Annotated in this window: 16 protein-coding genes and 1 tRNA gene; 9 read left to right on the forward strand and 8 right to left on the reverse strand. The window is 32.0% G+C overall.

Annotated features, from left to right (window positions below; genetic code table 11):
- Window positions 1–298: 298 nt before the first annotated feature.
- From ACAM30_RS12835 to ACAM30_RS12850, 4 genes are all read right to left on the reverse strand, one after another.
- On the reverse strand, window positions 299–778 hold the full coding sequence (locus tag ACAM30_RS12835; protein ID WP_369615021.1) for a hypothetical protein: 480 nt from the start codon (window positions 776–778) through the stop codon (window positions 299–301).
- 11 nt (window positions 779–789) lie between these two features.
- Window positions 790–2,469 carry a T6SS effector amidase Tae4 family protein gene (locus ACAM30_RS12840; RefSeq protein WP_369615022.1) on the reverse strand — a complete coding sequence of 560 codons (1,680 nt, stop codon included), beginning with the start codon at window positions 2,467–2,469 and terminating at the stop codon, window positions 790–792.
- Window positions 2,470–2,872: 403 nt separating this feature from the next.
- Window positions 2,873–3,325: a hypothetical protein gene (locus tag ACAM30_RS12845; RefSeq protein ID WP_369615023.1), complete on the reverse strand. Its 453-nt coding sequence runs from the start codon at window positions 3,323–3,325 to the stop codon at window positions 2,873–2,875.
- 145 nt (window positions 3,326–3,470) lie between these two features.
- The gene (locus ACAM30_RS12850) at window positions 3,471–3,638 is read right to left on the reverse strand and encodes a hypothetical protein (protein WP_369615024.1); all 168 of its coding nucleotides are present in this window, start codon (window positions 3,636–3,638) and stop codon (window positions 3,471–3,473) included.
- Between the two features lie 18 nt (window positions 3,639–3,656).
- On the opposite strand from ACAM30_RS12850, the gene ACAM30_RS12855 reads away from it, so the two are divergent.
- Both ACAM30_RS12855 and ACAM30_RS12860 read left to right on the forward strand, forming a co-directional pair.
- Window positions 3,657–4,034 carry a hypothetical protein gene (locus tag ACAM30_RS12855; RefSeq protein WP_369615025.1) on the forward strand — a complete coding sequence of 126 codons (378 nt, stop codon included), beginning with the start codon at window positions 3,657–3,659 and terminating at the stop codon, window positions 4,032–4,034.
- Between the two features lie 25 nt (window positions 4,035–4,059).
- Window positions 4,060–4,554 carry a hypothetical protein gene (locus tag ACAM30_RS12860; RefSeq protein ID WP_369615026.1) on the forward strand — a complete coding sequence of 165 codons (495 nt, stop codon included), beginning with the start codon at window positions 4,060–4,062 and terminating at the stop codon, window positions 4,552–4,554.
- A 166-nt stretch (window positions 4,555–4,720) separates the two neighbouring features.
- Here the strand turns inward: ACAM30_RS12860 and ACAM30_RS12865 are convergent, their stop codons facing one another.
- Window positions 4,721–6,034 carry a M20/M25/M40 family metallo-hydrolase gene (locus tag ACAM30_RS12865; RefSeq protein WP_369615027.1) on the reverse strand — a complete coding sequence of 438 codons (1,314 nt, stop codon included), beginning with the start codon at window positions 6,032–6,034 and terminating at the stop codon, window positions 4,721–4,723.
- A gap of 170 nt (window positions 6,035–6,204) precedes the next feature.
- Window positions 6,205–6,705, reverse strand: a complete 501-nt coding sequence (locus ACAM30_RS12870; protein WP_369615028.1) for a GNAT family N-acetyltransferase — start codon at window positions 6,703–6,705, stop codon at window positions 6,205–6,207.
- 407 nt (window positions 6,706–7,112) lie between these two features.
- Between ACAM30_RS12870 and ACAM30_RS12875 the strand changes: the two genes are divergently transcribed.
- The 6 genes from ACAM30_RS12875 to ACAM30_RS12900 all read left to right on the forward strand — a co-directional run bounded on the left by ACAM30_RS12875 (window position 7,113) and on the right by ACAM30_RS12900 (window position 11,400).
- Window positions 7,113–7,592, forward strand: coding sequence for a hypothetical protein (locus tag ACAM30_RS12875; RefSeq protein WP_369615029.1), 480 nt, complete (start codon window positions 7,113–7,115; stop codon window positions 7,590–7,592).
- Between the two features lie 178 nt (window positions 7,593–7,770).
- Window positions 7,771–8,379, forward strand: a complete 609-nt coding sequence (locus tag ACAM30_RS12880; protein WP_369615030.1) for a hypothetical protein — start codon at window positions 7,771–7,773, stop codon at window positions 8,377–8,379.
- A 458-nt stretch (window positions 8,380–8,837) separates the two neighbouring features.
- Window positions 8,838–9,185: a hypothetical protein gene (locus ACAM30_RS12885; protein ID WP_369615031.1), complete on the forward strand. Its 348-nt coding sequence runs from the start codon at window positions 8,838–8,840 to the stop codon at window positions 9,183–9,185.
- Window positions 9,182–9,784 carry a hypothetical protein gene (locus ACAM30_RS12890; RefSeq protein ID WP_369615032.1) on the forward strand — a complete coding sequence of 201 codons (603 nt, stop codon included), beginning with the start codon at window positions 9,182–9,184 and terminating at the stop codon, window positions 9,782–9,784. The genes ACAM30_RS12885 and ACAM30_RS12890 overlap by 4 nt, the downstream gene beginning before the upstream one ends.
- 384 nt (window positions 9,785–10,168) lie before the next feature.
- Complete coding sequence (locus ACAM30_RS12895) at window positions 10,169–10,489, forward strand: DUF1493 family protein (protein WP_369615033.1); 321 nt, start codon at window positions 10,169–10,171, stop codon at window positions 10,487–10,489.
- Between the two features lie 347 nt (window positions 10,490–10,836).
- Window positions 10,837–11,400: a hypothetical protein gene (locus tag ACAM30_RS12900; RefSeq protein ID WP_369615034.1), complete on the forward strand. Its 564-nt coding sequence runs from the start codon at window positions 10,837–10,839 to the stop codon at window positions 11,398–11,400.
- A gap of 137 nt (window positions 11,401–11,537) precedes the next feature.
- On the opposite strand, the gene ACAM30_RS12905 is transcribed toward ACAM30_RS12900, so the two are convergent.
- Together ACAM30_RS12905 and ACAM30_RS12910 are read right to left on the reverse strand one after the other, a co-directional pair.
- The gene (locus tag ACAM30_RS12905; protein WP_369615035.1) at window positions 11,538–11,792 is read right to left on the reverse strand and encodes a GIY-YIG nuclease family protein; all 255 of its coding nucleotides are present in this window, start codon (window positions 11,790–11,792) and stop codon (window positions 11,538–11,540) included.
- 57 nt (window positions 11,793–11,849) lie between these two features.
- A tRNA-Met gene (locus ACAM30_RS12910) sits at window positions 11,850–11,922 on the reverse strand.
- Window positions 11,923–12,071: 149 nt separating this feature from the next.
- Here ACAM30_RS12910 and era point away from each other — a divergent pair.
- Window positions 12,072–12,953, forward strand: coding sequence for a GTPase Era (gene era / locus ACAM30_RS12915; protein WP_369615036.1), 882 nt, complete (start codon window positions 12,072–12,074; stop codon window positions 12,951–12,953).
- Window positions 12,954–13,070: the final 117 nt, after the last annotated feature.

Consider the following 13,070-nt stretch of genomic DNA (forward strand, 5'->3'; position numbering starts at 1 on the left):
TAAAAAACCAATCTCTCCTCTAACATCTATTAAGTCCGTTAAGTTAGAATTTTGATATAAAATCGGATTAGAGATGATTGGATTGATATTAATCTTTTCAAAATTGTATCGATCAATAAAACACGGATCTTCTCAAACAGCACAATGATGAATGATTTTTTTTATCTGAGGATAATGACCTAATATTTTTTTATTCATTGAATGCTCAATAGAGTAATAATTCATGATTTAAAAATTTAATTGATTAATATGTACTCCGGGATTGTTTTTAATAACAATTATTGCTTATTAAAAAAATTCATTCGATCACTTTTTTGTTTTTAGCAGGGCATAAGAGGTACAAGCATAAATCGTTTTCATTGTTTATATATCGAATTATGTTTTTAACTAGAAAATTCCGGTCTTTTATAATTGATAAATTGTAAAAAACTCTATATCTATTGATTTCATCGATATAATCATCAATTATTTTTTTATCATTTTCAGATATTTGTTTTTCATCAAAATTAGATATGCCCAAAAGATAGATGTCTGTATAATCTTGTTTAGTTTTTTTTGAAAATATTCTAGGAATTTTAGATTTGATTTTTTCAAAATTTTTAGAGTTTGTTATAAAAATTTGATATGATCTTAAGCTGTATTCACTTTTTATAAAATGATATTTGGAATGTTTTTTTTCTCCATTTGTTAAAGAGTAGTAGGTTTCTTCTCCGTATACTATCTGTGAAGAAACTAGATTGTAGAAAAATATAAATAGGATGATTAGTATTTTTTTCATTTTTTTAGATTTTAGTTTAAACTCCAAATTCTTATTGATTGAACACCTCCTTTAGGCTGAGTATATGCGTTAGAGATGCACATACCGTTTACTATTGCATCTACATGACCTGAATAACCAGCACCATTTTTCCCAGGGTTTTTATTGATAATTACGTATATGCCTGACTTTCCTTGAAGTAAATTAGCCACCTTTGTGGCATCATTTGCATTATCCCCTTCAAGTTTGTCTTTAGTTTCTCCAAATTTATCAATCATAAATTTATTAAAGCTACTTGCGGACAAAATATAATTCAAGTTATCACCTCCTTTTTGCGTTACTTGTAATGGTGGTTTTCCGTATTTTAGCACTGGTATTGTTATTCCTGAATACAATAATGCTCTCGATCCCCTTATTGCACAAGCATTTGTATATTGATTTTTTGTTTGTTCATTTATGGAACTGTTATAAAGAGAGCCACCTACTAATTTGTAAACTTCGGCAGAACTCATAGAATACCAATAGCCATTTAATTCTATTTTTGGGAAGTTAGTAAGCCATTGGCTTAAAGATGGTAATTCTTGTTTCGTTAGGGGAGTTTCGTAATAAATTAAATTCGGATCGATGTATTCTCCATCTTGCCCTTCGGAAGTTCCCATAAACCAATTTTTAAATTGATGTATCGTTACATTAGGGTTCTGCATTAGATAATTTATTGCCCAATTACAAAAACTTTTAGCTTCATCAGAAAAGTTATTTGAATTCAAATAACTACCTATTATATTCATAGTGTCAGGACGATTTCTTAAAAAAGCAATTTGATCTTTCGATAAACTTAATTGAGTGCCTAAAGTTTTAATCAACGGCATTGTATTTACCGGTACGTATCCGGTTGGAGGAGTTACTTCAGGACAAGGTGCAGCACTTTTTGAAGTATGGGGATGCGGTGGGCGAACATCACCGGCATAATACCAATATTGTCCGTTGCTGCCATAACAGTTAGAATGATCGTGACCGGAACTGCCATCACCACCGCCTTTGTAACCGCCGCTGCTTGGAGGAGAGTTGTACCCCGGAACACTTGTGTTGAATCCTCCTGATGGGAGATTTCCGCCACCTCCGCTTCCTCCACCTGCTGCTGGATTACTCTTTGGATCTGATGATGAAGGAATAAAGATTTTAGCACATGGATCGTCTCCTGCACTGGACTTCGAGGTAAATTTTCCAGTAGTATTGTAACTAACCTGACTTATCTCGGTAGTACCATCAAAATATTTGAAATTAAAATGGTGTGCTTTAAAATTTTCATAATCCTCTGGATTACAAATATATTTAAAAACGTATTTTTTACTTTCTCCCGTTGGCAGTACATTTATAACCAGATTGTAATACACATTTTCAGGAGTGTCTGGATAAAAGAAGCTAATACTGTAATTGGTGACGCTCTTATCGTCAGTCATACTTACAATATCATACATCATAAATATTGGCTCGTTTAGAGTTTCAGTATTACCGGATTTTGAACTGTTTTTTGTTTCATCAGTGTTGATGTATTGCTGAATGTCTGCCGGAAGTTCATTGGCATTAATGAGTTTCTTTTCAAAAGGAACCGATGATTCTGTTTTGGTTTGATGTGGTTCATTTGAATCTTTTTCGCAACTTGTCAAGGCAAGAAAAACAAACGCTAAGGCGTACTTAAATAGCTTTTTCATGATTATTGGCTTTTAATAGTTAGTAAACCGGGGTATATAGCTTGATAAGTTTGTTTTTGCAAAGTATTTAAATTTATAAAAATAAACTTACTTTTTTGTGAAAAAGACAGAAAAATTTTATATTTATTTTATTGTGTAGCTTTGGAATAACTTTTTTGATTTTGGAAAGTAAATATTGTGAACATGAATCTTTAAGCATATTCCACTCATGAATATAAAGCTGTTTCAGAATAGTTTACAATAAAAAAGCTCCAGATTTCTCTGAAGCTTTGTTTTAGTAATGGAAAACGTTGATGTATATAACTAGTTTGTTGAAGATCTTAGTGAAGTTACATCTGTTTAAACTGTCTTTAGTTTTTGACAAGATTTTATAATTGTAATGTGCCAGTTTTACATTTGTATGTTAGAATTTGAATGGTGTTTGATTGCCAGCTATGATTGCTATTTTTAATATTGAGGCTAAGTACCAGCCAAGGCTCTTACGTCTATTATTTCCAGTTACCTGACGTCCCAGTGGTATTTCCATAAAAGTATTAAGTGGGTCATTGAGTTGCAGTTGCTGAAACTGATATTGTCGTGTGGACACATTGTAGCTTTTGCATGATGTGACAACTGCTTCTGCATCAGGATGAACTGAAATGAATGTGACCAATTCATCAATTAAATTGCGAGTATCAGTTGCAGACCAAAAAATAATTTTTCGATCATTTTTAATTAAAATACAGGAAAAGTCAGTCGGATCAATCTTCGTGAAATTGCTAATTTTATAACCAGTTGATATGAGATAATCTTTATAACGAGTTATGGAAGGAGTTTTACCAGAGCCAGAAGGACCAGAGAATAAAAGAAAGTTCATTTTTGAGATTTAGATAATGTTATATAAAAATATAGTTATTAATAATGGTTAATTATTGAACTAATATAAACAAAAAGCTCCAGATTTCTCTGAAGCTTTTGTCTTTGTAGTCCGTCTTGGTGAAGACTTGAATACGTATAGAGATTTACTTACTTTGTTTTAATTGAGTAGAGTCTACTCTTGTTGGCGTATCTTTTCCGCTAATAATCGAAGAAGAACTTACTGCAATTGATTTTATGATTTGAGTCATGTTATCAATATCTAACGTTTCAAATTCATCATCGGCCGTGTGATACGTAGGCTCATTATCCATTTTTGAAGTAGAAATAGTGTGAGCAGGGGATTAAGTACGGCTTTAATCATTGACGGTGTATATAGAATTGGAACGAATTCAGCAAGGTTAGGGATGTATTTATATGGAGAAAACAAGATGGGTGATGCGTTACCAAGTAGTGGAGGAGCGTTAATAGGATCAGTAATTGATGGGATGAATGGTGGGAAATTTGGTGAAACAGGCTCATGGCAGAAGGGACTTGGCGCTGCAAACGATATGGCATCATTTTTAGTAACTGGTGGAAATGGTCAGGCATATGCATCATTTTTGGAACTTAGTACTTTTTATGGGTATGATACTATTTATTATGGAGGTGCAATTGTTTCTAATTGGTACACTATAATTTCTTACATACCTGCAAACCCTAAAAAATAAAGAATTTTAGAAAAAAATATAAATTATGAAATACTACTCAAATAATGAATTGGTAACTTGGTTTAAGCGATATGAGAGACAAAATCTAAAAATTACCATACTTTTAATAATTTTCGCATGTTTAGCAGGAGTTGGTTTTTTCTTTGATGGACAAAAGGAAATTGATAACAAATTTATTTTTGGCTCGGGAGGATTGGTTTTAATAATTGTTTTCTTTTTGTATGCTTATTTGAATTCTGGTGCTCTAACAAATAAAACAATCAGAGAGATATCATTTACAGATTCTGAGATTGTTTTTTCTACTTTTTCTTATAAATTGTTTGCATTATACAGAATTAAGGAAAAAGAAATTGTAGTAGATTTGCCGGCTTTTAAATTTATAAAGAGTGAATATCCTGTAAATAATAAAAAAGTTAAACTTCAAAAAGAATGTTTTATAATAACAAATAATGGCATTGAGTTTTTTTTATTGTTTAAGTATTTTAATGATGATCTTTTAACTCAGATAAAAAATGAATAAATGTTCAGAAATGAAAATTTAGCTCTATCTCTCCGGTTAGCACCACTGTTCCGCTCGTGAACGTAAAGTTTCTTCAGAGACGGTCAAAACAAAAAAAGCTTCAGATCTCTCTGAAGCTTTTGTCTTAATAGTTCGTCGCGACGAAGACTCGAACCTGTGTAATGATTTACTTGCTTTGTTTTAATTGCGTAGTATTGACTCTTGTTGGCGTATCTTTTCCGCTAATAATCGAAGAAGAACTTAGTGCAATTGATTTTATGATTTGAGTCATGTTATCAATATCTAAGGTTTCAAATTCATCATCGGCAGTGTGATATGTTGGCTCATTATCCATTTTTGAAGTAGAAATGGTGTGAGCAGGAACTCCAAGTCTGGCTAAAGTAGCATTGTCTGAGCGGTAGAATAATTGTTGATCCGGATAAGGGTCTGCATAAAAATTAAAGCTTGTTCCAGTTAAATTAGTTTGTAAAATCTGCCCCATATTCGACTTTTCGAAGCCTGTAATGTAAGCAGAGTTTTTGCCCCATTTCGATTCTGTTCCTATCATTTCAATATTGAACATCGCAATCACTTGTTCCGGCGCAAGCTGTTTAGAAAAATATTTGGCTCCATAACCACCTAATTCTTCCGCTGTAAATGTGGTAAAAATAATAGTACGCTCGTTGTTGTTTTGTTTTTTAAAATATTTCGCAAGCATAATTACTGCTGTTGTTCCGGCAGCATCATCATTAGCTCCATTATAAATAGAATCCGTTGCAGGATGCGGAGCACCTTCTTCAGGAGAGCCTACACCAATATGATCATAATGCCCTGAAAAAATCACATACTCATTTGGTTTCGTTTTTCCGGGTAATATTCCAACAACATTATTCAATGCTTTTTTAGAGATTGTATTCGTTTGTTCAACAGAAAAAGTGGTCGCTTCTGTGGTTCCAAAAACAAACACAACCGTATTGTTTCCCGGATTAGCAGTTATTCGATCAATATGTTGAATATTTGGTAAAATCTTATCAAATGAAGAGTCAACTAAGACCAAAAGATTTTTTGCACTTTTATAATATTCATTAAATTTCTCGCCAAAGCTGTCTCCTTTATTGATTTTTACAATGGAAACATCGCTTTTTTCCGTTAAAGAAACTTGAGGGAGGTAGGAGAAGGTTACAACCTGATTGTTATTTATTTCTTTACCATCAATAGTAATTTTTGAAGAAACGGCTTTAGAGGCAGTCATCGAAAATTCTTGTCTGTAATTTGGTGCTGAATTGAAAGTTTGCAAACCAATTTTCTTAAACTCAGATTCTATAAAGGCGGATGCTTTTTCAATACCGGGAGTAAAAGTTCTTCTGCCTTGCATATCATCAGCCGAAAGTATTTTCTCTATGCGACTTACTTCTTTGTTCGTAATAATTTTATCTATCGATTGTCCATGTACATTAAAACATTGACTTAGAACAAACATACTTACAATAATTTTTCTCATATTTTAGTTTTATAAATAAGGTTTTAGTTAATTCAAAAGTATGTTATTTATTTGCAAAATGTAACGCTGGTAAAAGTTTTTAATTTAAAAAAAAACTGAAAACATTACCCGTTATGCGAAGTGTTCATCTGCAACGCTGTGCGAATGTCTCTGACTTCGCACCTGCAAGATTATAATCGTCCTATCTTAAAATAAGCCAGCTCTTCTTCATTTCTGATCAGATTATTTAATCGTTCAAATCCGGCTTTTTGCAGTACATTTTGTGATCCGGTGTTATGGAGATCTGTTATGGCTACAACTTCTTTTGTATTAGTATTTGCAAAACTATATTGTGTTATTGCTTTGCATACTTCTGTAGCAATGCCTTTTCCCCAATATTCCCTGCTGAGTACATACCCAATCTCTATTTGGTTTATGTTGTGTATAAAAATACGAGCAACACACATTCCTATGAAATTATTGTTTGTAGCGTCAAATATCGCCCATCGACTAAGATTTTTCTTTTCATAGTTTTCAAGCAATTCATTAAACATCTCTACATATCTTTCCGGTGAAGTATCAGGAAGGTACTGTGTAACTTGATTGTCTTTAAAAAGATTTAAAAATGTTTGTTGCTCTTGAGGTAAAAATTCTCGAATAATAATTCTTGGGCTTTGATAAAGAGTAGACATTGGTTATAGTAAGATAAAAAAATTAGAAGTTGTTAGCTAAAATTATGAGCAGATTTGTTTTTGTAAATACAGTCAAATTTACAGAAAATAAATAGAGAAAACTTTTCGCTTTTTAAAATGTTTAATGATTTTTGGGCAATCTCGTTCTTCGAAAAGTTCTTTGTGAGAAGCTGCACAAATGTCCCTGATTTTGCACTCATGTTGGTACGAAAAGTATTCAACAGGTAAAAAGCCGATTTGATGATTTATGAAATAAAAAACCTATTTTTGAGAACAAATAAAAACTGATATTTACCAGACATCGGCTCAATTTAGGGTAGATAAAACTGATATGGTAAGAGATATATACAAATTAGTGGCTAGGCTGCGGAAGAATAAATAATCAAACACATTTTTTTAACACAGGGATGAAAACAATAAAATTCAGAAATTGGGAACTTATTGTAAATGACGAATTGACTAAATTAACTTATGAAAAGGTTGAAATTGGCAATGCTGACAGTTGTGTTTGTAATGAATGTAAAAACTATTCAAATTATCGTGAAAATGCCTTCCCCGAAGAAATTAAAAATCTGTTTATAGAAATTGGAATTAACTATAGGAAAGAAAGTGAAGTAACCAGATATTGTAAGCAGAATAACGGATTACATCTTTATGGTGGTTGGTTTCATTTTAAAGGAGAATTTATCGGTAAAAACTGCGAAGTTCCTGTACGAGAAAATAGCTTTACATTTGAGTTAACTAAAATTGAAGAAAATTTTAGTATTGGATTTCGCAACGATAATGCTTTGTCATTTTTTGAAGACGGAAAAAATCTTGTGCAAATTGAATTTGAAACTGAAATTCCTTGGACAATTGATAAAGAATTAGAAGCTGACTTAATGTAAATAGAAAGTCCAGCTACTAATAACTACTACAACGGATTTGGGCAATAGGCTTAATGGAAAGTTGGTTTTGTATTTGGGGTGATTTGGTAAATCTGAAAATAGGACTTAATTTAGTTCCAACTCCCCTGTAGTAGCGGGACGTTAGGCGACATTCACACGTATTCACTTAAGAAAGAAATTGGACAATTCAAACAAAAAATTAATAACTCCAGAAGAAGTTGAAGTAAATCAAGTTTTCTTTGAGAAATGTGCTTTAGAGCATCGAGAACTTGCGACCCAACTAATCTTTGAGTTAGCAGGGCTTTTAAAGATTGACATTTCAAATGAAATTCCCTATTTAGCTTTTGTCAAATATTGGCAGAAAAATGGACAAAGTGGAAAAATGAATAACTGGAAATTCTTTTTTCATGGTTTTCACTGTAGCTTTGAAAATGTTGTTACAAATCAATATATTGAAGTTCCTATTGTCTTTGGATTAGAATTTGGTGACCTAGACCCTTATTTCTTCACTCAATACATAAAATCGACTTCTGGATATTTTCCAATCCCACTAGTGATAAATGATAATTACAAAGATGGTAAAACGATACTAGAGACGATGTTATCCATTGGTAAGTTTGAGAAAATTAATTCAAACTGGCCAAATCATTACGGAACTGTAGTAAAAAATAGACCAGATAAAGTTGAAATAATCACATTTGAAAACCCATTAGAAAAGTCAAACGACAAAATAAAAGTTGAAAAAAAGGGAAAGTTTGATCTCTGGAAACTTTTAAAATTAAAATAAAACGCCCCTCTATGCGAAGTTTTCATCTGTAACGCTGTGCGAATGTCTCTGACTTCGCATCCGCAAAGTGACTAAGTTTTCTTGTAGAAGATGTAATTTGAAAACGACTATTAATCTAATTAGAATTAAGAAAAGTCGGGAGACTTATACGGGTTTAAGGTCTATGAGAACTAAAGGTTAAAAATGCAAAGTCAGGAGACTTTGCGTAGCGGGGTGCTGCCTATGCTGAGTATACTAAAACCGGAGACTGGAATGCTGCATCAAATAATGCAGGAATAAGTTTTGGTACGACTGTAAAGACCGATTTCGGTTATGATAATTCTAAAAATCATATTTCTGGAGTTGTTCAAAATGAATCTATTGGAAAAACAGTACAAAATAATGCAGCTTTTTATTATAATGCTTTAGATGGAATACAGTTTAATGATGGGGCAATAAAACACAGAAAAGATTTTGCGTTGACATTTAAACCAAGTAATGCAAATGCAGAATATTTTGGATACAAAAACGGAAAGTATCATATCAATTTTGATATAACAGATTTTGAAGTTACAAAATCAAATGTACGTGCTTTAACAATTCATGAAGCATATGGTCATGGAGATATAAACTACGGAGACGATAAGAAAAATCATTATCGAGCATATACGGCAACAATAGACAGTAAATATTGGGAGACAACGACCTATGAATTCAAGCATAATCAAGTTCAGAAAATGTGGTCATATTTCTACAATGAAGTAGGTAATCAAAGGATGCGAGAGAAATATATGATAGAATATGATAAATATATTAAAAGAAGATGATAAAACAGTTATTAACGCTATTATTATTGATAGTATCAATTGATTCATATTGTTGCGATTGTAAAACTATTTCTAAAGAAGAAGAATATATTAATTCTGATTTAATTTTTTTAGGAAAAATTATTACTGTTAACGATAAGTTTTTCGAAATAAAAACATTAGAAGTTTATAAAGGGAAAACAATAAAAAAGATTAAATCTTATATAAGTGATTGTGGTATTCATCCGCATAAAGGAGAAATATGGCTTTTATATTCAAAAAAAAATGATAAAAATGCGTTTTTTATTAGTACTTGTGGAAATTCAAGAAGCTTTTCAAAACCATTCATTTTAAATGATGCAAATTTGCCACCACCACCATTATTTGATAGCTCTGTTTCTTTGAATGAATTAAATGAAAAAAACTATTTTAAAATTGCTTCATTGCAACTAAGATTAGATATATTAAATTTGAGAGAAAATAAAAGACAAAACGAATTAATAGTTCTTAGAAGCAGTTGTGAGAGTCTAGAAAATCGAATAGAATTGTTAAAATTGATTCTAGGATCGATAATTATTCTTGTGGTCTTTTTTGTTTTTAGGGGGCTTAAATCCAGTTGATTGAAACAAATAGCTCTACAAAGAGTTACTTATGAAAAATTGCGCAAATGTCTTTGACTTTGCGTAGTTTTTTTTGATACTGTAAAATGTAGTTTTTCTAAAAATCTCAATCGTAAATGTATAGAAATAAATACTGGTTTTAGAAAATACAGTTTATTTCGAATTTGAGTTAAAGTCAGAGGTTTTATGACGTTTTCGTTTTTTATATTAGATTTTTTTTAAGAAGTTATGCAAAGCCGGAGATATTTGGGTTTTATTTATGAGAATATTTCGAAGAGCGAGGTATTATTGAATGAGTAATATTTTATAACAGGAATTATATAGTGCCAGAGGGGCGTATCATAGGTTTTGGACAATTACAACATTTTCAAAAAAAATAGCGTTATGAATGATGGTTATGATTTGATTCAGCTTAAGTTGTTGGTAAATGAAGTTTTTGGGATAGATAATATCAATTTGGACACAGTAGTAAATAAACTCCAAACAGTATCAGAAGATAATGATCGGTTTATAGTTTTATTTAAGACCAAATTTAAAATAGACATGAATACTTTTAATTATTATGAATATTTTGATGAAGATGAATTTATATTGATTTCAATTTTTAGGAGAATCTTTAGAACTAAAAAAGAAAAGAAATCATTAACTGTGGAACATTTGTTATCAATTATAAATAAAGGGGAATGGTTTGAACCTGATCTCTAAGTATACCGTTCCCGCTCTACAAAGAGCCTCTTATAAAAAAGCTATGCAAATGTCACTTAACTAGGGAAAACTTCTCATTTTTTAAAATGTTTAATGATTTTTGGGCAATCTCGTTCTTCGAAAAGTTCTTTGTGAGAAGCTGCACAAATGTCCCTGATTTTGCACTTGTAATCGAAATTCTAACATAAACAATAATGCTTTAGATTTCTCTGAAGCGTTGTTCTAGTAACGGGAAGTATTTAAATCCCTAACCGATTTAGATACTATTATTGTATTATGGGATATGTATCTTAAATTTCGAGGTTATGCGTATTTTTGTTGCACACATCAATAAGTCATTATACTTTATGAAAGCACGAAAGCGAATAGAAAAGGCAACAGGAATAACTCAATTTGATATAACCGGCGATATCATTCCTAAGGTTGGTGCAGGTGGCGTGACTTTTGTAAATATATTAGCTGACTTTGAATATGTCTTAACAAATACTCTTTTGGACAGAAATATTCATAAAGTTATTGATCATACATTAGACAATGAGCACTTATATCTTACACTAAAAACATGTAACAACGAGTTTAAGATTGAGATAGACATATTCACAGGTAAAATATGTTCTATGGTCTGTGAACAGGGTTATCGAGGAAAACTATTAAATGGTTTTGGGATTGGTTCGAGAATTAGTGAAATTATAAAAGCTGACAGTAATTTTGGTTTTGATCTCGATCATAGTTTTTTTGTAAGAAGTCCCTTTGACGGATTGGTAATATATGCACCTGTAGAACTTGTTGATAAGATCTATAATGCTACAATTGAGGGCAAAGTTATACCTGACTTTAAAATTGAAACTATTGAAATTCTTTCAATGGACTTTGCTAAAGAATACTTCAATGACACACTTTTTATTGAATGACAAGAAAAGGATTTATTTAAATTTAATTTGTTATTTGTTTTAAACAGACAAAGCTTCAGATTTCTCTGAGGTTTTTTTACTTGTAGCGAAAGCAGGACTCGAACCTGTGTCCGCCGCGGCGGATATGAGCCGAAGAGCTATAATTTTTGAATAAGATCTTTGATAAATTCTCTTCCGATTCCGGTTTTTAGATATTTCTCTCTTTTCATTGCCTCAGATTTAGAATTAAAAAATTCTACATGAATTACTTTCCATGGTCTGAATTTTAGGGTATAACCTTTTGTTTCAAGAAGATTGTGAGATTTGAATCTTTCAATTAAATTAGAAGCAAAACCGGTATAGGTTTTATTGAACTTTTCTGAATACAGAATGTAAACAACGAATTCTTCCATAATATGAAATTGTTATAAACAAAAAAACACCACTTGTTGAAGTGGTGTTTTACTTAGTAGCGGGAACAGGACTCGAACCTGTGACCTTCGGGTTATGAGCCCGACGAGCTGCCTACTGCTCTATCCCGCGATGTTTCGGGTGCAAAGATACGCCGTTTTTTGAGAAATCCAACGAAAACATTAAAAAATGTTTTATTTTCTGTATTGAGTTGATATGACTACCTTTGCACCCGAGACCTTTAGGTCAAATGGTCCTCAGTACAATTAAATCATACACAAATGTCACATAAAGCAGGTTTTGTAAACATCATCGGGAATCCAAACGTTGGAAAATCAACATTGATGAACGCCTTTGTTGGAGAAAGATTATCGATCATTACTTCAAAAGCACAAACAACACGTCATAGAATCTTAGGAATCGTAAATGGCGAAGATTTTCAGTTGGTACTTTCAGATACGCCCGGAATTATAAAACCGGCTTATGAAATGCAGGAGTCGATGATGAACTTTGTAAAATCGGCTTTTGAAGATGCAGATATTTTGATTTATATGGTCGAAATAGGGGAGCAGGACTTAAAAGATGAAGCTTTCTTTAATAAAATCATCTATGCTAAAATTCCGGTTTTGCTATTGTTGAATAAAATCGACAACTCCAATCAGGAACAATTAGAAGAGCAGGTTGCTTTTTGGAAAGAGAAAGTGCCAAATGCTGAAATTTTCCCGATCTCGGCTTTACAGAATTTTAATGTGCCGGAAGTTTTTAGCCGAATTATCGAATTGTTACCGGAATCACCTGCTTATTATCCGAAAGATCAATTGACAGACAAACCGGAACGTTTTTTTGTGAACGAGACTATTCGTGAGAAAATCTTATTGAACTACAGCAAAGAGATTCCGTATGCGGTTGAAATCGTAACAGAAGAGTTTCTGGAAGACGATAATATTATCCGTATCCGTTCGGTAATTATGGTAGAGCGCGATACACAAAAAGGAATCATTATCGGACATAAAGGTGCCGCTCTGAAAAAAGTGGGAATGGATGCCAGAATAGATTTAGAGAAATTCTTCGGAAAACAAATTCATATCGAATTGTACGTAAAAGTGAATAAAAACTGGCGAAGTAATGCCAATATGCTGAAACGATTCGGGTATAATCAATAAAGAGTTTTCAGTTTTCAGTTGCAGTTTTCAGGTTTGTGAGATGTGATACGTGAAATGTGAGATGTGAGATGTAAAATTGAAGCGATGTGTTTTTTCGGAACAATTTCTTATTTATCC

It is taken from the genome of Flavobacterium sp. CFS9, from assembly GCF_041154745.1.
Taxonomy (GTDB): domain Bacteria; phylum Bacteroidota; class Bacteroidia; order Flavobacteriales; family Flavobacteriaceae; genus Flavobacterium.